At 39.8% G+C, this 20450-nt stretch carries 22 protein-coding genes; 18 read left to right on the top strand and 4 right to left on the bottom strand.

The annotated features are described in order from the left end of the window. Positions 1–4 precede the first annotated feature (4 nt). The 11 genes from DVW06_RS10115 to queA all read left to right on the top strand — a co-directional run bounded on the left by DVW06_RS10115 (position 5) and on the right by queA (position 8375). Complete coding sequence (locus DVW06_RS10115; RefSeq protein ID WP_137264609.1) at positions 5–907, top strand: LCP family protein; 903 nt, start codon at positions 5–7, stop codon at positions 905–907. Then, on the top strand, positions 904–1161 hold the full coding sequence (locus tag DVW06_RS17505; RefSeq protein WP_225585882.1) for a hypothetical protein: 258 nt from the start codon (positions 904–906) through the stop codon (positions 1159–1161). Before DVW06_RS10115 ends, DVW06_RS17505 begins: the two co-directional genes overlap by 4 nt. Next, positions 1158–1475: a polysaccharide deacetylase family protein gene (locus DVW06_RS17500; protein ID WP_227173574.1), complete on the top strand. Its 318-nt coding sequence runs from the start codon at positions 1158–1160 to the stop codon at positions 1473–1475. Before DVW06_RS17505 ends, DVW06_RS17500 begins: the two co-directional genes overlap by 4 nt. Positions 1476–1537: 62 nt before the next feature. Continuing rightward, positions 1538–1750 (top strand): hypothetical protein, encoded by a 213-nt coding sequence (locus DVW06_RS10105; RefSeq protein WP_231455868.1) that lies wholly within the window; start codon positions 1538–1540, stop codon positions 1748–1750. A gap of 2 nt (positions 1751–1752) precedes the next feature. After that, entirely contained in the window at positions 1753–3357 is a 1605-nt protein-coding gene (locus tag DVW06_RS10100) for an acyltransferase family protein (protein ID WP_137264608.1), read from the top strand. A gap of 41 nt (positions 3358–3398) precedes the next feature. After that, complete coding sequence (locus DVW06_RS10095) at positions 3399–4124, top strand: DUF1361 domain-containing protein (RefSeq protein ID WP_117474742.1); 726 nt, start codon at positions 3399–3401, stop codon at positions 4122–4124. Further along, positions 4084–4737, top strand: coding sequence for a response regulator transcription factor (locus DVW06_RS10090; RefSeq protein WP_003128251.1), 654 nt, complete (start codon positions 4084–4086; stop codon positions 4735–4737). The genes DVW06_RS10095 and DVW06_RS10090 overlap by 41 nt, the downstream gene beginning before the upstream one ends. Before the next feature lies 1 nt (position 4738). Beyond that, entirely contained in the window at positions 4739–6121 is a 1383-nt protein-coding gene (locus DVW06_RS10085; protein WP_003128252.1) for a HAMP domain-containing sensor histidine kinase, read from the top strand. 2 nt (positions 6122–6123) lie between these two features. Then, the gene (locus tag DVW06_RS10080) at positions 6124–6729 is read left to right on the top strand and encodes a hypothetical protein (RefSeq protein ID WP_003128253.1); all 606 of its coding nucleotides are present in this window, start codon (positions 6124–6126) and stop codon (positions 6727–6729) included. Positions 6730–6905: 176 nt separating this feature from the next. Next, complete coding sequence (locus DVW06_RS10075) at positions 6906–7196, top strand: hypothetical protein (protein WP_086268973.1); 291 nt, start codon at positions 6906–6908, stop codon at positions 7194–7196. Positions 7197–7343: 147 nt separating this feature from the next. Then, positions 7344–8375 carry a tRNA preQ1(34) S-adenosylmethionine ribosyltransferase-isomerase QueA gene (gene queA / locus DVW06_RS10070; RefSeq protein WP_005470202.1) on the top strand — a complete coding sequence of 344 codons (1032 nt, stop codon included), beginning with the start codon at positions 7344–7346 and terminating at the stop codon, positions 8373–8375. A 529-nt stretch (positions 8376–8904) separates the two neighbouring features. On the opposite strand, the gene DVW06_RS10065 is transcribed toward queA, so the two are convergent. Together DVW06_RS10065 and DVW06_RS10060 are read right to left on the bottom strand one after the other, a co-directional pair. After that, positions 8905–9582: a response regulator gene (locus tag DVW06_RS10065; RefSeq protein WP_137264607.1), complete on the bottom strand. Its 678-nt coding sequence runs from the start codon at positions 9580–9582 to the stop codon at positions 8905–8907. After that, a complete protein-coding gene (locus tag DVW06_RS10060; RefSeq protein WP_003128260.1) occupies positions 9579–11117 on the bottom strand; it encodes a Spo0B domain-containing protein in 1539 nt (512 codons plus the stop codon). Before DVW06_RS10060 ends, DVW06_RS10065 begins: the two co-directional genes overlap by 4 nt. A gap of 256 nt (positions 11118–11373) precedes the next feature. On the opposite strand from DVW06_RS10060, the gene DVW06_RS10055 reads away from it, so the two are divergent. Together DVW06_RS10055 and DVW06_RS10050 are read left to right on the top strand one after the other, a co-directional pair. Further along, complete coding sequence (locus DVW06_RS10055) at positions 11374–12642, top strand: 2-hydroxycarboxylate transporter family protein (RefSeq protein WP_225585976.1); 1269 nt, start codon at positions 11374–11376, stop codon at positions 12640–12642. Positions 12643–12680: 38 nt separating this feature from the next. Further along, positions 12681–13856: an NAD(P)-dependent malic enzyme gene (locus DVW06_RS10050; protein ID WP_029486340.1), complete on the top strand. Its 1176-nt coding sequence runs from the start codon at positions 12681–12683 to the stop codon at positions 13854–13856. A gap of 82 nt (positions 13857–13938) precedes the next feature. On the opposite strand, the gene DVW06_RS10045 is transcribed toward DVW06_RS10050, so the two are convergent. Further along, positions 13939–14646 carry a DUF975 family protein gene (locus tag DVW06_RS10045; protein ID WP_003128265.1) on the bottom strand — a complete coding sequence of 236 codons (708 nt, stop codon included), beginning with the start codon at positions 14644–14646 and terminating at the stop codon, positions 13939–13941. A 194-nt stretch (positions 14647–14840) separates the two neighbouring features. On the opposite strand from DVW06_RS10045, the gene tgt reads away from it, so the two are divergent. Both tgt and yajC read left to right on the top strand, forming a co-directional pair. Further along, on the top strand, positions 14841–15986 hold the full coding sequence (gene tgt, locus DVW06_RS10040) for a tRNA guanosine(34) transglycosylase Tgt (RefSeq protein ID WP_005470211.1): 1146 nt from the start codon (positions 14841–14843) through the stop codon (positions 15984–15986). Between the two features lie 82 nt (positions 15987–16068). Further along, entirely contained in the window at positions 16069–16407 is a 339-nt protein-coding gene (gene yajC, locus DVW06_RS10035) for a preprotein translocase subunit YajC (RefSeq protein WP_005470213.1), read from the top strand. A 368-nt stretch (positions 16408–16775) separates the two neighbouring features. On the opposite strand, the gene DVW06_RS10030 is transcribed toward yajC, so the two are convergent. Beyond that, positions 16776–17207: an Hsp20/alpha crystallin family protein gene (locus tag DVW06_RS10030; protein ID WP_003128269.1), complete on the bottom strand. Its 432-nt coding sequence runs from the start codon at positions 17205–17207 to the stop codon at positions 16776–16778. A gap of 231 nt (positions 17208–17438) precedes the next feature. Between DVW06_RS10030 and DVW06_RS10025 the strand changes: the two genes are divergently transcribed. The 3 genes from DVW06_RS10025 to DVW06_RS10015 are packed head-to-tail and all read left to right on the top strand — an operon-like array spanning position 17439 to position 20344. After that, a complete protein-coding gene (locus DVW06_RS10025) occupies positions 17439–18281 on the top strand; it encodes a YitT family protein (protein WP_005470216.1) in 843 nt (280 codons plus the stop codon). 20 nt (positions 18282–18301) lie between these two features. Further along, positions 18302–19030 (top strand): GntR family transcriptional regulator, LSA1692 subfamily, encoded by a 729-nt coding sequence (locus DVW06_RS10020; protein ID WP_003128274.1) that lies wholly within the window; start codon positions 18302–18304, stop codon positions 19028–19030. A 12-nt stretch (positions 19031–19042) separates the two neighbouring features. After that, positions 19043–20344: a Sapep family Mn(2+)-dependent dipeptidase gene (locus DVW06_RS10015; RefSeq protein ID WP_005470217.1), complete on the top strand. Its 1302-nt coding sequence runs from the start codon at positions 19043–19045 to the stop codon at positions 20342–20344. Positions 20345–20450 lie beyond the last annotated feature (106 nt).

Genomic DNA, 20450 nt, shown 5'->3' with positions numbered 1-20450 from the left:
TCCGATGCGGAAAATAATTCTTATTTTGCTTTTTGTTTCAGTAGTCCTTGTTGGTGGTATTACTGGCTGGGCAGTCTATTCTGCAAATAAAATAAATACAAAAGTGTACGAAAAATTGAATCCTTCAGATGAGCAGTATGACTTAGATTACGACCAATTGAAACAAGAACCTTTTAATGTTTTGCTACTTGGCGTTGATACTGGAGAGTTTGGGCGAACGGATTCTGGTCGAAGTGACAGTATGATAGTCGCTCATATCAATTTAAAAAAGAAAGAATACACATTAATGGGAGTTGAACGCGATCTTTTAGTTGATATCGCAGACCAAGGAATGCAGGATAAATTAAATGCGGCGTATGCTTATGGAGGTGCAAGCTGTTCCGTTAAAACAGTAGAAAAAATGTTGGATATTCAAATTCCTTATTTTGTTTCTATTGATATGGGAGATTTTCAAAAGATTCTCAAAGAAGTAGGAGCTGTTCAAGTAGAAAATGAATTTGAGTTTAGTTCTGATGGATTCGATTTTCCTAAAGGTAAACTAACGTTATCTCCAGAAGAAGCACTTTCTTGGGCGAGAATGAGGTATGAGGATCCACGAGGGGACTATAGCAGACAAATGCGGCAACAGTTGTTACTGAAAGGTGTTTTGGAAAATATGGCGCAATTGAACCAAGTCACAAAATGGAATGCATTTATCGATATCTTGACAGATAACATCAAAACCAATCTACCCATTACCAATCTTGTTCTTCATGCGAAGAAACTGATGAAAGAGCCAACAATTATTCATGACCAAGTGATCGGAGAGGAATTGATTCAGAATGGAATCTCTTATCAAACAGTTTCGACAGAAGAGATAGCAAGAGTTCATGATGTATTGACAACAAATAAGGAGGAAAAGCAATGAAAAAGATCCGTTTACTCATAACTGGCTTTATCTTTTTGTTAGTACTTTGCGGCTGTGCACGAATCAGTGAGGAATTTGCTAGAGGAAAAACAGAGAACAATCTGTCCCAGTCCTCCGAGTTAACAAGCAACAGTAGTTCTTCAAGAACAGTGACAAGTAACAATAAGGCTACTACAGAGACTAGTTTGGAAAATATACTAGAAAGCACTACAGAGACAGAGGAGATTCCTTCAAATAAAAAAAGGTCGCTTTGACATTTGACGATGGGCCAGATCCCAGCAATACACCTAAATTATTGGAACTATTGAAAAAAGAAAAAGTGCCAGCTACTTTCTTTTTAGTAGGACAGAACGTAGAGATGTATCCCGAGGTGGTGAAAGCCATCGCAAAGGATGGCCAAACTATCGGTAGCCATACCTATGATCATCAAGACCTCAGCACATTGAACGAATCTGGAATGACTAATGAGATCACGAAGACCGATCAATCTATCAAGAAACTCACAGGCAAAAAACCAGCCTATTTTCGCCGCCATATGGTTCTGTCAATGCAAAAGCTGCAGAATTGATCAATCGTCCCATCATCCAATGGTCTGTTGATTCAGAAGATTGGAAATCTAAAGATGCCCAAATGATCATTGATAAAGTAACGAGTTCTGTCTATGATGGTTCGATTATTTTGTTGCATGACATTCATCCGGAAACCATTGCTGCAGTCCCTGAGATTATTCGTGATTTAAAAAAAGAAGATTATCAATTTGTGTCTTTAGCTACTCTTTTGAATAATCCTTCCAGCAATGAGACTTATTACGGAGAAAATGATCATCGGCCAGCCGGAGGTTAAACATGGATAAACACTATTCAGCAGGCATCGATTTTCTTAGGGCATTTGCGGTTATTGCTGTTATTCTCTACCATTTGCCTCAATATTCTTTTCAAGGAGGAAATCAAGGCGTAACGATTTTCTTTGTTATTTCGGGTTACTTGATGGCAAAGAATGCTTCCTATGCGTATCAAAAAAAACAGTTCTCCTGGATTGGCTTTTATAAGAAACGGATCAAACGGATTTATCCGTTTCTTTTATTCTCCTTACTTATCTTTATTCTGATAGCTGGGAGTATTCAAATCCGAATGCTAGGAAACATCAAAAGTGAACTTCCAAGTTTACTCTTTGGATATAACAACTGGTGGCAGATCCACGAAAAAGTCTCTTATTTTGATCGCTTCGCAAATTCGTCCCTATTTAAACATTACTGGTCTTTGGCGGTGGAATTACAATTTTATCTAGTTTTTCCACTCTTCTTTCTAACAGTCATGCGTTTGTCTAGAAAAAGAGGCTATCAGCTTATGTATCTTCTTACCATTATTTCGATTCTCACCAGTCTGTTATCGCCGTTTTCTATCGCTTATTACAATACCTTTGCTCGACTTTATCCGTTTATAGTTGGCATGTTTGGTTTTTTCAATAGAAAGAACATTAATGATGTCATTTCTTCAAAAAAAGTAACGAAGTTTTGGCTCATCATGAGTTGTTTGACTCTGGCTGTCTTTATTCCGCTGCCTTCGTTTACAGGTAGCTCATTGCTTGTCAGTGTATTAACAATGCTATTACTCGTTTTGATAAATGACAAAGAAGTGGAAAAAAGAACCAAAATCGCCAAATTCCGTCTTCAATATATAGGCAAAATTAGTTATGAATTATATTTGGTTCACTATTCGGTGTTTATTCTCCTAGTGAATATAGCACCTAAGATGAATCCTCTAATTGAATTGGTAGTGGTTCTGATCATGACGGTTCTGATGATTGCTGGCTTTCATTCTTTCATGCATTTAAAAAGAAAAGCAGGACGTTACCTTGGAGCAGGTCTTGTTGCTGTTGCAATCGGAATGATCATTTTTGCACCGACTAACCGTCTGACTGCGGATCAAAACGAATTGAAACAAGAGTTAAGCAGTAATCTGAAAAAGATAGAGAATCAACCCAATCAAAAAGGAAATATCTTATTTATAGGGGATTCTGTGATGCTTGGAGCATATCAAGAATTGGAAGATACGTTTAGTGGGCAAGCAACCGTTGATGCGAAAGAATCACGGCAAATATCTAGTTTGGCAACGATTCTTCAAGGGTATCCCAATTTAGCTGATTATTCGACGGTAGTAATCGGACTGGGTACAAATGGTATTATTTCGGATGAGTCAATCGATGAAATCCTTACTCAATTAAAGGATAAACAGATATACTGGATAACTATCAAATGTCCGGAAGGCTGTCAAGAATCTGTGAATCAAAAATTAGCAGAGCTTCCTAGTCGCTACAAGAATGTCAATATCATCGACTGGTTTAGCCACAGCAAAGACCACCCAGAATACTTTTATGATGATGAAACTCATTTGAATGGGGAAGGACGCAGTGTTTATGCCCAATTAATGAAGTCTGTTCTTTCTAAATAGTGGGACAATGGCTAGGAGAGCGCGTTAAGACAGGAGGAACCATGTATTTACTAAATAAAACAATGAATGGGATTCGGTTATATTATTTGATTTTACTGGGAATCTTATATCTTTCATTTTATCAATCAAGTGTCTATTTTCTTTTCTTTACTAATACTATTTTGGCATATATTCCAATAGAATTAACCTTTCTTGCAATGTATTGTAAAAAAAAGTACATTATAGTGGTAGTTGTGTGTCTCTGGCTTGTTTTTTTACCAAATAATTTTTATCTCATGACAGATCTATTTCATCTTTCTTTATTGACACCTTATGATGAAGTAACATTGTTGATAAGTAAGGATTTAATGAATTGGATCAAACTTTTTCTGATTTTGTTGGCAGTGATGCCTTCAACAATTTTGGGCTGCTGGAGCATTGACAAGATTGCAAGAATATTAGTAGAGAAATTAACCATTGGTGTCTACCCAGCGCTTTTGATTGCGTGTCTTTTATTTATGGATTCTATTGGGATTTATATTGGGCGATTTACCCGTCTTAATAGTACAGATATTTTTGTGCGTCACAATCAAGCGCTTCAAAAAATTTTCGCTGATTTTGAAGATATTGACAATCGATCGATCGTACTTTTACTTTTGCTCTATCTTTTTTTGTGCGGTATCATGATCGGCTATCAGCTTATAAAACAGCTTCTTTACAAAAATTGGGAAGAAAGTGTGAAATCAAATGGATGTACTCATAGTAGAAGACAATCAAGCCATAAATAACCTGCTAGTAAAAAGCCTCGCAAAAAAAGGCTATCGAACGATCCCGATTTTTGATGGCAAAAGTGCCGCAGATTACATTGAAAATCATGAGGTGGATCTGATTCTTTTAGATATCATGTTACCAGAAATAAGTGGGGATGAATTAATAGACTATTTTGTCGAATTTGATATCCCAGTTATCTTTTTAACTGCCAAGAATACCTTGCATGATAAAGTGCGAGGATTAAAGTTAGGTGCAGAAGATTACATTACGAAACCTTTTGAACTAGAAGAATTATTTGCTCGAGTTGAAACAGTACTTCGCAGAAGGAAAAAGAGTTCTGTTTCTGAGATAAATTGGCACAACATCCGTATTGAAGACGAGAAGAGAAGTGTATTTTTTAACAATGAGTTGATTGCATTGACGCCTAAAGAATATCAATTGTTCATTTATCTCGTTCAAAATCGCGGAATTATTTTAGAGCGAGAAACGATTTATCAACGAATTTGGGAATCGCCAAGTGAGCCAGATAGCAGAACTCTTGATTTACACATTCAGCGGATCAGAAAGAAACTGCATTTGGAAAACGAGCTGCGAACGATTTATGGTGTAGGGTACTTATTGGAGGAATAAGATGAAATATGCGACAAAAGCATTCTATTGGCTGCTATTCTTTTTTTTACTTTTGTATTTAGGGATCAGCACCATCAGTTTGCGGATCATCGCTCAACATGCAATCAATCAGGAATATGATCAAGCACTAGCTACCCAAAAAAGTGCTGCGATACTATTTGCAGCCAAAATTGAAGATCAAGAACCTACGAAAGAGCAGTTACGGAATCTAAGTGATATAGTCAAGAGCACGGTAAAGAATGATTTTGAAATTTTGGATAAAGAAGGAAAGAGTGTGTATGCCAGTACAACTGACTTTCCAAGCATAACAGAGGTTGTTGATTACGATTCAATTAAGAAGAACACAATCAACATTAGCCCAATCATCACAATCAAACAAGAGAAGTTTTTATTTACAAGCTCGACAATTGGAACGACAGACTATTATTTGGTGTCTAAGCAGAATCTAATCACTTATCAAAGTATTCTGAAGAAAGCAAGTCATTATTTTCGAATGATTTTATTTCTTTTGCAGATCGTTTTGATTCCAATGTCGTGGTTTTTATCAACCCTCATCACTAAACCGATTCAAAAATTGATTGATCGCGCAACAGAGATTGCAAAAGGGCAAACAACAAAGCCTTTCGTTGTTGAAAAACGTGGAGATGAAGTTGAAAAGCTTGCCAACAGCCTAAACGACATGGCCAATAAATTAAATCAAGACATAGAACAAATCAGTCAGGAAAAAGAAAAGCAAGAATTATTTGTCTCAAGTTTATCCCATGAAATTTCTACCCCGCTAACGTCGATCATCGGCTATGCGCAAATGTTGCAGTGGGAGGATCTAAAGGAACCTTCTTCGGAATTTGTCGATTATATTTTAGAAGAAAGTTTCCGCTTGAAAAGCCTATCAGAAGATGTTTTGCGTTTATTGTACTCGAAGAAAAATGAAATGAATCTCGAAGCAATATCGACAGACCAGATTGACTCTTATATTACTCAATTTGTCTCTGGATTAGATGAGCGGATCCTTTTGCAGATGACTCTTCAAAAGGCCACCATACGAATGGACTTTAACCTATTTAAATTAGTCATTGCAAATATATTTTCTAACGCATTAGATGCGATGAAGGATAGGAAAGAGATGTGCATCACTGGCTACAGTAATGAAGGACGATATTATTTTATACTGAAAGATACTGGTCAGGGAATTCCCGAAGAGATTATTGATCAAGTCACTGATGAATTTTTTACGGGGGATGTCACTAGAAATTCTGGGCATTTAGGCTTAGGGCTTTCATTAGTGAAGAATATTATCTCACTTCATGAAGGGCAAGTGACGATCACTAGTGAGAAAGGTGAAGGAACGTTTATTACGATCGACTTTCCTTTAGATGAGGACTGAAGATGAGGAAAAGAATAAAGATAAGTCTGATCCTCCTATGGGTCGGTTTCAACGTATTTCTACTATTTTTACCAAATATGCTGTTTACAGATTCATTGTCAAAGCCAGTCGTATTTGAAGAATCCTTGGAGCTGCCTTCAAATAAAAGTACATTAGAAGAAGTGCTCACGAACGCCGGGAAAGTAACGCAATATAATAATACGGGAGAAGGAAGCCAGTATGTCAATACATATGCGGTGGAAATAGAGAAGCTGCTAAAAGAAATGGGAATCTCTTCAGAATACTTGGTTACGTTATCCCAGAATCTAAAGATTGATTCGGAAACTGTTTATTGGCAAATCAATTATTCTTCGATCGAAGGTTATGGGGAAGCCCTGATTGAGGAATCGACTAATAAAATCGTCCAATTTAAATATTACCCAGAGCAATCATTTCAAGAGATAGATCCTGAGAAAATTTTAGGGGCATATTTTAAGTATCTAAACATTGAAATTTCCTCAATAAAAAAAGATAGTCCACTATTTGAAGTATCTTTTGCTGACGGCCAAAACATCAAAGCGGTTATTGATAATTATCGTATTATTCTTAATTATCCCAGTGTTGAATAGGACAAGTAATGGAACAAGTAGCATTTTTTGAATATAGTTCTCCTTGGAGCGATTAAGAAAGGAATGAAAGGATGGCTTTATGAATTTTCGATAGAAGTGAATCGATAGAGACGAAGTGATTCGTAAAGCATAGGTTAGCAGTTCAACCTAAATGTCTTTCGTGGTTAGTTTGAATAATGGAAAAAGAATACTGGAAACGAATTTGCTTGCTTACTGCAATTCCCGATTGGAATAAAGATTCAGAGATTGTTACAGAAGTTGAACGATTAAGAAAGAAATATGAAGGCTATCGCAAAGAAATTGACTCGAAAAAAGTCATGGTTTTTTATAAAAACAACAGCAGTTATGTTTATGACACATTGAAAAAATGTGCTCAGCAAGAAAAAATCCCACGTGAAAAAATTTTGTTTTATTCACAAAACGATAAAGCAGATAAAAAAGGCAGAAGATTCCGTGTTATCGGTTAAAATTCTCTAATAGATTAGGAGCACCGTGAAAAGGTTCTAGTCTCTCTAGCGCTCTTTTTATTTAAAGCTATGCCTAGTTTCCTAATTGGCGAGTAATCTCTAAACATGATAGAATAGACGGGCATATGAAAGAAAGAGAGTGACGACATGCTTACAACAGAAGATTTTGACTTTGAGTTACCGGAAGAATTGATCGCTCAAACGCCGCTTAGCGATCGCTCCAGTTCCCGCCTATTGGTCGTGGACCGAGAAAGCGGTGCAATGGAAGACAAACATTTTTATGACATTATTGATGAATTAGCTCCTGGCGATGCCCTTGTGATGAATGATACTCGCGTTTTGCCCGCTCGTATCTATGGCGAGAAAATCGAGACCGGCGCTCATCTAGAGATTTTATTGTTAAACAATATCGAAGGGGACAGTTGGGAAACATTAATCAAACCTGCCAAGCGAGCAAAAGTCGGTACGAAGATCACCTTTGGCGACGGTCGCTTAGAAGCGGTCGTTGAAAAAGAACTCGAACATGGTGGCCGAATTATTCGATTCAGCTATGATGGGATTTTCTTAGAGATTTTAGAATCTTTGGGTGAAATGCCATTGCCGCCATACATCAAGGAACGATTGGAAGATCCAGATCGTTACCAAACCGTTTATGCTAAAGAGAATGGATCTGCAGCGGCACCAACGGCCGGTTTGCACTTTACGCCAGAATTATTGAAGAAAATCGCTGATAAAGGGGTCAAATTAGTTTATTTGACCTTACACGTGGGTCTAGGAACTTTCCGCCCAGTTAGCGTCGATAATATTGCGGATCACGAAATGCACAGTGAATTTTATCGATTGACGGAAGAAGCGGCGGCTCAATTAAACGATGTGCGGGCAAATGGTGGGAAAATCGTTGCGGTCGGAACGACTTCGATCCGTACATTAGAGACGATTGGTACCAAATTTGATGGCGATATCAAAGCCGACAGCGGCTGGACGAGTATTTTCATTACCCCCGGCTATCAGTTCAAAGTTGTCCAAGCCTTCTCAACGAATTTCCATTTACCGAAATCGACATTGGTAATGTTGGTCAGTGCCTTTGCCGGACGCGATCTAACATTAGAAGCTTATCAGCATGCCATCGATGAACGTTATCGCTTCTTTAGTTTTGGCGATGCCATGTTCTTAAAATAAAAAACTGAACGACAAGAGCGGCTCGTTAAGTTGGGATACTTCTCAACTTTTTGAACTGCTTTTTTGTCGTCCAGCTTATAACTAAGGGAAGGTATAAGTGGTGGTCGCTGATGGTTGGTTCATGCAAAGCAATTGTTTCTCAAAATTTGTTTTCTTTTACAAACTTACACATGTTTCGTGTGTACTGATACAACGTAATAGACGTATCCTTTTTTCGAAAAGATTCTCGATTTTGTGTTACGCTTTTCTGTTACTTTACACGCTTGATACTAGGTGAAACTTGTACGTTCAACAACTTTTAGTAGATTGAGTTTGCGATATTTACAAGACCACCAACAGAGTTGCTACCTTCCTTACACCTATACTATAGCATATTTAGGAAGCGTTTGCAAATAGGTAGGGTATACAAAGTACAACGATCAATTCACAATTTAAAATCTAAAAAGCTGACTTACTAAAACATCGTTTATTCAATAATCAGCAAATCAGCAATCACTCGTTGACGTTCCTAGAGAGAGTCCACTAATTGTTAGGATCGTTGGTAAACTTTATAAGGGCGTCCGATTTTGGTATAGATAATCTGACTGGTAACATAGTTATTTTTTTCTAAGTAAAGCATGTATTTACGGACTGAGACATGAGAAAATCCGCTGATCTCTACCAAGTCTGGGATCGTGAAAGTGTCTGGAAATGTTTGGATAGCCGCTTTGATGCGATCCATGGTATCAGGAGAGAGTTCTTTATCCAGTTCTGTAAGGGATGACTCGGGACTCTTCTTTGCAACCATTATTTGATCAATGGTTTCTTGGGCAAGACTGTCTTGTTCCAAAGCTTCTTGCCGTTTTAGAAATAGTTCGATGCTTTGCCGGAAACGTTCATAGGTAAAGGGCTTGACGAGATAGTCCAGAACACCTAAATGTAGTCCATGCTGAATAGTTTGTGTCTCATTGGCTGCTGTGATCAAGATCACTTCGATGGCTTGCTGAGAGTTCCGGATCTCTTTGAGCAAGTCTAAGCCGTTGCCATTTTTCAAATGGACATCTAGCAGCACTAAATCAACTTGTTTGTTTTGTAGTAAGTATTCAGCATCTGTCACAGCATCTGCCGAATAGATTTCTTGAAATCTGCCGATTTTTTCTAAATAATTCCGATGGATAAATTCCACCATTGGGTCATCTTCGACAATTAATCCATGTAATGGTTTCATTTTATCACCCCATGATAATGCGTTTGTAATTGGAGAACGACAAAGTTAGGTTGTTCTTCTATCAAAAACTCTGCCTGGTAATCTTTTAACATTTGTTGGAAATAGTTGCTGTGAAAACTATCCTGCAATTGCTGCTGATCCGTTGTGGTCAGCTGAATGGTATAGGTCGTTGTCAGCAGGCCTGTTTCATGATGGATCTCGATCCGCAAATCTTCTATGGTGTTTAGTTGCAACAAAACATGATGAATATACCGGTAAAGATCGATCAACGATTTTGTTTCAACTTCTTGCGAATTGGCGGGAATTTCTGGTGAAATCTCGATCATCAAGTGGATTTTACGCTCAAAGAACTTTTGACGTTCGCCAATCAAAAATCCAGCAACTTGCGGATTCTGAACTAAAAAAGACAAGCGATGAGAGAACTCTTTTTCTGGAGTCAAAATATCATCCAGATAAATTTTCAATTCATCATAGGCTTTTAAATCAGCGAGCCCATAGATCACATGCAGTTTATTCATAAACTCATGGGACTGAGACTGCAGCGCACTGGCGTAAGCAGTAGTATTGGCTAACTGATCCATGACGAATAACGATTCTGTCGCATTGCGCAAAAACACGATCCAACCGATCCGTTTCTGATCCACATTGATCGGTGCAGAGGAAAAAAGAAAATCCTGTCCATTTTGCCGATAGAGCTGTTCAACATTTCGCTCCAAGTCTACAGCATCGGTCTGCAAGATCAAATCCTGCAAATGTTTGCCGACCAAGGAGTCATTGTGTCCACTGTTCTTTTGGTAAAGCTCGTTGGCGGCGATATTTGCCAAATTGATTTGTTGGTTCAAATCCAATACAATGACCGCATCTTTAGTTTCTTCCAACATGGCATTGCGTTCTTCAAAGAGACGTGAGATTTCTTTTGGTTCTAAATTATGAAGTTGCCGTTTCAAATAATAGGCAAGTCCAGTTGCTGCAAAGGCGGCGATTGTGATACTTAATGCTAAGGCAAGTAGATACCCTTCCCGAGAACTCTTTACTAAAGCACTCAAGGACTGCATACGGATCCCTAAAGCTACTACACCGATTTGTTTTTGCGATTCAGTGAGGGAATAGACGGGAACGAATCCCCGCAACGAGCGACCCAATGTTCCTTCACTGACAGAAACATGTTCTTTTCCTTCCAATGCAGTGACTTCATCACCGCCTTCGAAGTGTTTGCCGATTTGGGTCTCATCTGGATGAGTCAAACGAATGGCTTGCATATCCATAACTACCACGAAATCCAACCCGTGTATGTGTGTCACTTCATTTGTGTAAGCTTCCAATTGATCGTTGGAACGTCCTTCTTCCAAAGCGGTAGTCACTTGTGGATCGATCGCCAGCTGTTTACCGACGGACAAGAGCAGGTGTTCTTCGTTGGAGCGAATAAATGTGGAATTTTGAATAAGGACTAAACCATAAAGAATGGAAGTGACAATGAGTAAGACGATTGTAAAGACTAAAGTCAATACCCCCCATAACCGTAACCCTTTTTTCACTACATTTCCCCCTTTATTCGTAAATTATAACATAGCGGCGGAATCCCTAAAGACGCTTTAATTAATTTAAATACTTAAAATAATTAAATAAACTACGAAAAAGAAAACGCTTGCTTTAATCTGTGTGTAACGAGGTACTCGTAGAACTAGTAGATCAATTTAGGAGGAAAGCAAAATGGAAAAGCATATCGAACCCCATGTGGCGAGAGAACAGGTTGAATCTAAAGCAAAAGAAGAGAAGCTAATTGATCGGTGGATGAAAATCAAAATTGGATCAGTTCCGCTGCCAGTATACATTGTTTTATCAACAGTCATCGTAGTCACGGGTCTGTTACAACAATTACCCGTAAATATGCTAGGTGGTTTTGCGGTCATTTTGACTTTAGGGTGGTTATTAGGAACGATTGGTGCCACTATTCCTTTTATCAAGAATTTCGGTGGTCCGGCAATTTTATCTTTATTGGTTCCATCTATTTTGGTTTTCTTCAACTTAGTCAATCCGAATATTCTTGAGTCTGCCGATATTTTGATGAAGCAAGCCAACTTCTTATATTTTTATATTGCTTGTTTAGTTTGCGGCAGTATTTTAGGGATGAATCGCAAAATCTTAGTCCAAGGTTTGATGCGGATGATTATTCCCATGATGATTGGGATGATCTGCGCCATGGGTGTTGGTACGCTAGTTGGTGTATTATTAGGTTTAGAATGGCAACATACGTTGTTTTTCATCGTTACTCCAGTGTTAGCTGGCGGGATCGGTGAAGGAATCTTGCCTTTATCACTAGGCTACAGTGCCATTACTGGTATGGGGAGTGAACAGCTGGTCGCACAACTGATTCCAGCAACGATCATTGGTAATTTCTTCGCGATCATGTGTACCGCATTGCTCTCTCGCTGGGGAGAAAAACGACCAGATCTTTCTGGGGGTGGACAATTGGTCAAAATGAAAAATGATGATGACATGGCAGATGCGTTAAAAGATGATTCCGGCGCTTTTGATATCAAGAAAATGGGCGCTGGTGTGCTGACCGCTTGTACACTGTTCATTGCTGGTAGTTTACTGCAGCATTTGACTGGGTTTCCTGGTCCTGTATTGATGATTGTCTTAGCCGCTTTTTTGAAATACTTGAATGTGGTGCCGGCAGAAACACAACATGGCTCCAAACAATTGTATAAATTTATTTCCGGCAACTTTACTTTCCCATTGATGGCTGGTTTAGGATTGTTGTATATTCCATTGAAAGACGTTGTGGGAACACTGAGTGTCTCTTATTTCTTAGTCGTCATCAGTGTAGTGTTCACGGTAATTGCCACCGGGTTCGTCGTATCACGTTTCATGAACATGTATCCCATCGAAGCCGCAATTATTTCTGCTTGTCAAAGCGGTATGGGAGGCACAGGAGACGTAGCGATCTTAAGTACCGCTGACCGTATGAACTTGATGCCTTTTGCCCAAGTAGCTACCCGTTTAGGCGGCGCCATCACAGTGATTGCCATGACCGCAATCTTGCGAATGATTTTTTAATAAAAAATAGAAAAAACGATCAACTATTGGAGGAACGAATCATGTCAGAAGATGTAAAAGAAATCGCTTTGCGACAAGCCAAAGAACATGGCGGTAAATTGGAAGTAGTATCAAAAGCGGCGATTGAAAATCGAAGAGACTTAAGCATTGCCTACACTCCGGGTGTCGCTGCCGTATCTTCCGCGATTGCAGAAGATAAACAGCTGGCCTATTCATTGACAACAAAGAAAAACACAGTCGCTGTTGTAAGCGATGGTTCTGCTGTGTTAGGTCTTGGTAATATTGGAGCAGAAGCAGCAATGCCGGTCATGGAAGGGAAAGCCGCTTTGTTCAAGCGATTTGCAGATGTAGATGCTATTCCTATCGTTTTAGATACTCAAGAGACAGAAGAGATTATTGCGATCGTCAAAGCAATTGCACCGACCTTTGGTGGAATCAACTTAGAAGATATCAGTGCGCCGCGTTGCTTCGAAATCGAACAGCGGCTGATCGAAGAGTGTGCGATCCCGATTTTCCACGATGACCAGCATGGGACGGCAATAGTTGTCTTAGCGGCTGCTTTCAACAGCCTGAAATTGATTGGCAAATCACTAGCAGAAGCCAAAATCGTTGTCAATGGCGGTGGTTCTGCTGGACTTTCTATTACTCGTAAGTTTTTGGCAGCTGGTGCAAAAAATGTCATTGTCGTAGACAAGGTGGGGATCTTGAATGAAGAAAATGATCAGTTACCACCTCATCACGCAGAGATTGCTAAAGTGACAAACCGTGACCATCTTTCTGGTGATTTGCAGACAGCGTTGAAAGGTGCTGATATCTTCATTGGTGTTTCTGCTCCAGGAGCACTGAAGAAGGAATGGATCGCTGAGATGGGAGATAAGCCTGTGATTTTTGCTATGGCTAATCCAGTACCGGAAATCTTCCCAGACGAAGCCTTAGCAGGAGGTGCCTATATCATTGGTACTGGACGCAGTGATTTTCCTAATCAAATCAACAATGTGTTGGCTTTTCCTGGTATTTTCCGTGGAGCTTTAGATGCTCAAGCCCGCAAAATCACGGTTGAGATGCAGATTGCCGCAGCAAAAGGAATTGCTAGCTTGATTCCAGACGAGGAGCTGTCACCAACAAACATTATTCCGGATGCTTTCCAAGAAGGAGTAGCCAAAATCGTTGCGAATTCAGTCAAAGATGCTGTGGAAGCAAAACGTGTCAATTAACGGAAGAAACATTACGTTGAGAACAATTTTTCATTCAATCAAAAAGGACCTTACTTTGATATGTCAAAGTAAGGTCCTTTTTTTAAGCTAATGTCTGTTTTGGCAAGTTTTCATAAAAGGCTGCTTTGGTAGCACTGATATAAGGTGTCAACCAAAGATACCCGATACCAGCTGTGATAATGGCTAGAATGTGCCAGCCAATAAAACTCAAATCAAGTAAGAACAGTTTTCCTTTATACCCTTTCATCAATCGGCGGCTAGCCGTGATGCAAGCAAGAAAATCTGGCCGTGTACCTGTTTGCTCATAGGTATCATAGTAGATGAAGTATGCTTGTGAGTAGGAATAGGATTTGATGATTCCTGGAATCACAAATAATAATGCCCATAAACTAACGAAAATCGTTGATAAAATATAGATGACAATGATACCAAGTGCGAATACACCGCTAAATCCACGAAAGACATCAGAAAATGGACGAATCTCTTGTTTATTGCCGCGTAACAAATCAAGGAATGTCCAAGAAATCCCGGCACCAAACAATGCTGAGAATAATCCGCTGATCAAGCCACCGCCACTACCGCCAGTTGAGTTCGACGCTTCATTGATGGATTGACTATCAAAGGCACCATTTTGACTTAATGCCATCAAAGGCAACACAACAATCACTACGATCACAACAGCAAAAGCAATAGAGATCAACGTAGGGACCAAGCACATCAATACGCTATCTTTCCAGCGTCCATTCAGAACGGATTTGGCTTCACTTTTTAGTTGTCCTCTAGTTTTCATAAAAAAACCTCCTTTCTATCTGTTTAACATGATAGCAAATGAGCATGGATTGTACAAAAAATAAAGCAAAGAAAGGAAAGTTTTTTTGAAAAAGAGGAAGAGAAGCTGAAACCTTCTTGCAAATTCCTAACGCAACCCTTATCATTAATAGCGTTGCACAGTTAATCGAGTCTATAAAGAAAGTAGGGAAATGAATGTCGCAACCTGCCATTCGTTATCGTCTGATCAAGAAAGAGAAACATACAGGTGCCCGTTTAGGTGAATTGATCACACCGCATGGCACTTTTCCAACGCCAATGTTTATGCCTGTAGGAACTTTAGCTACTGTTAAGACCCTTGCACCGGAAGAACTGAAAGCCATGGGCGCTGGTGTCATTTTAAGTAATACATATCACTTATGGCTGCGACCAGGAGAAGATCTAGTGGCCGAAGCAGGTGGGCTGCATAAGTTTATGAATTGGGATCAGCCGATTCTAACCGATTCTGGTGGCTTCCAAGTTTTCTCACTAGCAGATATGCGAAATATTGTTGAAGAAGGTGTCCATTTCAAGAACCATCTAAACGGTTCAAAAATGTTCCTTTCACCAGAAAAAGCTATCGATATCCAAAACAAACTAGGTTCGGATATCATGATGAGTTTTGATGAATGTCCGCCATTCGATGAAAGCTATGAGTATGTCAAAAAATCAGTAGAGCGGACTTCTCGCTGGGCAGAACGCGGATTGAAAGCTCATGCCAATCCAGATTCTCAAGGCCTATTCGGGATCATTCAAGGGGCCGGTTTTGAAGATTTACGGAAACAAAGTGCGCAAGATTTGATCAGCATGGACTTTCCTGGTTATTCGATTGGCGGTTTGTCAGTAGGCGAGCCAAAAGCTGAAATGAATCGCGTCTTGGAATTTACCACACCATGGATCCCTGACCACAAACCTCGCTATCTGATGGGGGTAGGAGCCGCAGATTCTCTGATCGACGGCGTTATTCGCGGGGTCGATATGTTTGACTGCGTATTACCGACTCGAATCGCCCGTAACGGAACATGTATGACGTCTAAAGGTCGTTTAGTCGTGAAGAATGCCCAGTTTGCCCGAGATTTCCGACCAATTGATGAAAACTGTGATTGTTATACTTGTAAGAATTACTCACGGGCGTATATTCGTCATTTGATCAAATGTGATGAAACATTCGGGATCCGATTAACTTCTTATCACAATGTTTATTTCTTGTTGAATTTGATGAAACAAGTCCGTCAAGCGATCATGGATGACAACTTGCTGGAATTCCGGCAACATTTCTTCGAAGAATATGGCTTCAATAAAGAAAATGCCAAAAATTTCTAATTTATTCTGGTAAAACGGTAGGAATACACGTCAGATTCTGATAAAGTATCTATAGAAAAGTAAAAAAATCGAGGTGAAAAAAATGGCACAATCTTTACCAATGCTCTTTATGCTTGTTGCTTTGGTGGCAATGTGGTTCTTCATGAGCCGTTCACAAAAGAAACAACAGCAAGAACGAAAAAACTTATTGGAAAATATGAAGGCTGGAGATCGCGTAGTAACAATTGGCGGACTTCATGGCGTTCTTTCTGAAGTAAATACAGACAAGAGTACAGTTGTCATCGACTGTGAAGGTATTTTCTTAGAGTTCGATCGGGCAGCGATTCGTACCGTGACACCTGGTACTGGTGCATCTGTTGCAACTGAAATCGAACCAGCTGATGTTGTTGATGAAACAAAAGCAGACGATACAAAAGAATAATTTTTTTCGATCCGTCTGACAAAGACAGCTAGGACTAGAGCGTGGGACAAAAGTAAAAAAAACTTTTGTCCCACGCTCTAAACACGTCTAGATGGTGGGAGCAGAAGCAACTCCTTCGGAAACAAGTCGAAATACCCCAAAATTTGAGAAGCAATTTCCGCGTATTCCTTCTTATTTCTAGGAGTTTAGCACCTCTGTCCCAGCCTCTTTTTTTATAGAGTGGCGTTTGTCCAGATTTTCGCTTGTTCTTTAGCAAGAGCAAAAAAATCAGCAAGCAAAGCATGGAGAACAGGTCTTTTTCTACATTAATAGCCCCCTTAACAAGCATTTCTGTTAAGGGGGCTGTTTGTTTGGTAAAAGTGATGCTGCTACTCGATCGGAATGGTTTTCTTAGGTTCTTTGCCGTGATCATCTTTTGGCAAAGTCAATTTAAGAATACCTTCAGAATAAGAAGCTTTGATGTCGTCTTCTTTGACATTTTCTAGCAAATATTGGCGACGAACACTTGTTAAACTACGCTCGCTGCGTACTAGTTTTCCTTTTTTATCTTCAGTCGTAGTATCCGATTGATGTTGACCAGCAATCGTCAAAATACCATTCTCATAAGTGACTTGAATATTTTCTTTAGGAATACCAGGCAGCTCTGCTTCAACGAGATATTCCGAATCATTTTCGTGAATATCTGTTTTGATCATGTTCGCTTTAAAACCATCAAAAAAACTGCGACCAAAATCTTCGAAGAAATTAAAAGGTGTCATACTATAGGCATCTGAGCGACGAGGTTCAATCTCATGTGACATAATAATCAATCCTTTCTTTATTTTTCTTTCCAATTATTATTTTAGTCAAAATTAGTCAGTTTTCAAGTATTTTACTCTCTTTTTCTAGCCCGCATGTCAGGATAAATTTTACCCCTCGATCCTGAGAAAGACTATGGATCAGCAAAGGCGGTTTCTTTAAAGAAAATAAGTTTTTTGATGACAGTATATACTTAATGATATATACTATAATCGAAGCGGAAGGAGATGCTTATGCCAAAAAGAATAAAACGATTAGCTGTTGCACTCATTTATGCACTGTTATCATCCATCGCATTGAATATGTTCTGGCTGCCAGGAAATATATTTGCCAGTGGAATTACTGGACTTTCACAATTATTGTCGCAGCTCTTGGAAGTATACTTTGGTAACGAGTGGTCAATCCCTGTGTTGGTCTTATTTTTTAACGCGCCATTGTTAGCGATTGCATGGTGCAAAATCGATCGTGATTTCGCGCTTATGACGGTTTGTACTGTCTTCCTCTCATCTGTTATGATGAAGGTGGTCCCAGTTGTCACATTGACTACAGATCCAGTCATCTGCGCTGTTTTTGGCGGTGTGCTCCATGGGTTTTCCGTTGGTCTGACTTTAAACGATGATTTTTCCACAGGAGGATTAGATATTTTAGGGATCTTAGTGAAGAGAATGACCGGCAAAAGTATTGGCAGTTTCTTTATCTTTTTCAATGTCAGTCTCCAACTCGTTGCTGGAATGATTTTTGGCTGGCCGTACGCTTTTTATAGTGCAATCTCTTTCTTTATCAGTGGTCGAATGGTAGACTACGTGAATCTCAAGCAAAGGCGTGTGCAATTACTAGTAGTAACCGAAAAAGCAGAAGGTGTCATTGCAACATTACAATGTGCACTTCAGCGAGGGATCACAGTGATCAATGATGTTGAGGGGGGCTTTGATCATCAACAGAAGAAATTGTTGCTTTTAGTCATCTCCCAAAAAGAATTAAAGACAGTTGAAGGAATGATTCAATCCGTCGACAACCAGGCCTTTGTTAGTGTGGCTTCTGGTGTGAGTGCGAATCGTCCATTTTATGAATGGTAGAGTAGAAAGTAGGGAATCAAGTGAAAAAACAAGCCGTTTTTCAGGAAGTAGCAGATAAAATCGCCCAACGTGTCAATGATGGCACTTATGTAACGAGTCAGAAGCTGCCTTCTGATTATGATTTAGCGGAAGAATTTCAATGCAGTCGGCTAACTGTCCGCAAAGCCATCGATCTTCTGATCACCCAAAATATCCTAGTCAAAGAAAAAGGCAAAGGAACGTATGTGATGAAGCAGCCAAAGATCCAGAGTGGATCTGGCGGATTGCAAAGCTTCACCGAAACGGCCAAAGCCCAAGGGAAAAAGACCCGAACCGAAGTATTACAAGTAGAGACAGTGAAAGAATTACCGACTAAGATCCGACAGATGTTCGGCAACTATGGGAAAGAACCAATGGTGTATCTGACTCGTTTGCGTTATTTTGATGATGAACCGATGACGGTGGAGAACCTCTATGTATTGAAGCGTTATTTAGAAAAAGAGTCCGGCGAAATCACCAAAGATCAGTTAGAGTCTTCTTTATATGAAGTGATCGAAGCCAACATTGAGATTGGTTATTCCCATCAAGAAGTGGAAGCGGTCAAAAGTCCGCCAGACATTGCCAAGCTATTGCATGTATCCGAAGAGGAACCAATGCTTCTCGTCCATTCGATGACTTATTCCCCTTCTGCGAAACCGATCTTGTTCGATACATCTTTTTATCGTGCAGATAAATATACCTTTAAAAATACATTGGTACGTCAAAAATAAGGGGTGGCAAAAATGGACCAAATCAGCACAGCCATTGAGGAAAACTGGCTGGATTTTCTAAACTTACTCAAACAAGTCATGCAAGTTCCTAGTGTCAAATCTGAACCTATGCCACAGGCGCCCTATGGTACGGAAACTCGGCGAGTTTTGTCTTTGGTAATGGAAAAAAGTGCCGCTTTTGGATTTGGAACAAAGGTGATCGATGATGCGATCGGCTATGCACAGTGGGGACCAGAAGGGTCAGACTACATCGGTATCCTGGGACATCTCGATGTGGTGCCTGCGGGTTCAGACTGGGATTTTCCGCCGTTTGATTTAAGCGAAAAAGACGGCCGCCTTTATGGTCGGGGAATTCTAGACAACAAAGGACCAATCATTAGTTGCCTTTATGGGATGAAATTATTGAAAGAATTAGGACACCAACCGAAAAAAAATCTGCGGATCATTTTCGGTACGGATGAAGAAAGTGGTATGTCGGATGTTCCTCATTATTTGGCCGCAGAACAACCACCTGTGTTCGGATTTACGCCAGATTGTAAGTATCCGGTAGTCTATGGCGAACGAGGGGTCGTCAATGTAGCGCTCCATTTTCCGCTGCCAGACGATGAACTACAGCAACTCACTTCGTTTCAGGGGGATCAATTCCGAGACCATGTTCCTGACGACTTGAGTGTAAGCATTGCCGATCAGAAGTTTGAAGTCACAGGGAAACGTTCTCCAAGCAATGCTCCTGAATTGGGAGAAAATGCAATTTCGATCCTGGCAGCCCAACTGGCTGAGAAACAAACTATTCCTCCAACCATACAATCTTATTTTCGTTGGATCTGTCAAAGCTTTCATCAGCAGCATTTTGGAGAAGGGATTGACTTGGCGCTGGCTGATGAAGATTCTGGTAAATTGATTTTGACGCCTGTCGTGATACAAAAGTCTCTCACAGGATTAGTGATGGAAGTTGCCTTTCGCTACCCAGTGACTGTTACAGAAACAGACGTATTGTCCCGTTTGAAAAGGCAACTGCCTATCGGTGTCGAATTAGAAGTCATTCGCAGTATTCCCGGGTTTTGCCGAGACAAAGAATCAACCGAAATAGCTAAACTGTCGACGATTTATCACACAGTCACAGGCAATGACCCTAAACCAGTAACCACAACAGGGGCAACCTATGCACGCAAAATGCCGAATATCTTGGCATTTGGTCCGTCTTTTCCTGGTCAAAAAGGGATTGCACACAATAAGAATGAGTACATGGACAGTGCTGACTTACGGATGAATTTAGAGATCTACATGCGCAGCATCAAAGCATTAACAGAATAAGAATGCCCTGGATGAATCCTCAACAATAAAAAAAATCCGAAACGAGTTTCTTATAAATCAATGAGAGTTGAAAGAAACTCGTTTTTTAGTATAGACATACTAGTAT

It is taken from the genome of Enterococcus sp. ARL09-542, assembly GCF_005234805.1.
Classification (GTDB): Bacteria; Bacillota; Bacilli; order Lactobacillales; family Enterococcaceae; genus Enterococcus_D; species Enterococcus_D gallinarum.
The sequence above is the reverse complement of the archived record's forward strand: the minus strand, read 5'-3'. Positions and strand labels throughout refer to the sequence as shown.

Bases quoted from the DNA above. Each gene is read 5' to 3' on its own strand.
- DVW06_RS10115 (WP_137264609.1), top strand. From the start codon at position 5: ATGCGGAAAATAATTCTTATTTTGCTTTTTGTTTCAGTAGTCCTTGTT.
- DVW06_RS17505 (WP_225585882.1), top strand. From the start codon at position 904: ATGAAAAAGATCCGTTTACTCATAACTGGCTTTATCTTTTTGTTAGTA.
- DVW06_RS10105 (WP_231455868.1), top strand. From the start codon at position 1,538: ATGATCATTGATAAAGTAACGAGTTCTGTCTATGATGGTTCGATTATT.
- DVW06_RS10100 (WP_137264608.1), top strand. From the start codon at position 1,753: ATGGATAAACACTATTCAGCAGGCATCGATTTTCTTAGGGCATTTGCG.
- DVW06_RS10095 (WP_117474742.1), top strand. From the start codon at position 3,399: ATGTATTTACTAAATAAAACAATGAATGGGATTCGGTTATATTATTTG.
- DVW06_RS10090 (WP_003128251.1), top strand. From the start codon at position 4,084: ATGGATGTACTCATAGTAGAAGACAATCAAGCCATAAATAACCTGCTA.
- DVW06_RS10085 (WP_003128252.1), top strand. From the start codon at position 4,739: ATGAAATATGCGACAAAAGCATTCTATTGGCTGCTATTCTTTTTTTTA.
- DVW06_RS10080 (WP_003128253.1), top strand. From the start codon at position 6,124: ATGAGGAAAAGAATAAAGATAAGTCTGATCCTCCTATGGGTCGGTTTC.
- DVW06_RS10075 (WP_086268973.1), top strand. From the start codon at position 6,906: ATGGAAAAAGAATACTGGAAACGAATTTGCTTGCTTACTGCAATTCCC.
- queA (WP_005470202.1), top strand. From the start codon at position 7,344: ATGCTTACAACAGAAGATTTTGACTTTGAGTTACCGGAAGAATTGATC.
- DVW06_RS10065 (WP_137264607.1), bottom strand. From the start codon at position 9,582: ATGAAACCATTACATGGATTAATTGTCGAAGATGACCCAATGGTGGAA.
- DVW06_RS10055 (WP_225585976.1), top strand. From the start codon at position 11,374: ATGAAAATCAAAATTGGATCAGTTCCGCTGCCAGTATACATTGTTTTA.
- DVW06_RS10045 (WP_003128265.1), bottom strand. From the start codon at position 14,646: ATGAAAACTAGAGGACAACTAAAAAGTGAAGCCAAATCCGTTCTGAAT.
- tgt (WP_005470211.1), top strand. From the start codon at position 14,841: ATGTCGCAACCTGCCATTCGTTATCGTCTGATCAAGAAAGAGAAACAT.
- yajC (WP_005470213.1), top strand. From the start codon at position 16,069: ATGGCACAATCTTTACCAATGCTCTTTATGCTTGTTGCTTTGGTGGCA.
- DVW06_RS10030 (WP_003128269.1), bottom strand. From the start codon at position 17,207: ATGTCACATGAGATTGAACCTCGTCGCTCAGATGCCTATAGTATGACA.
- DVW06_RS10025 (WP_005470216.1), top strand. From the start codon at position 17,439: ATGCCAAAAAGAATAAAACGATTAGCTGTTGCACTCATTTATGCACTG.
- DVW06_RS10015 (WP_005470217.1), top strand. From the start codon at position 19,043: ATGGACCAAATCAGCACAGCCATTGAGGAAAACTGGCTGGATTTTCTA.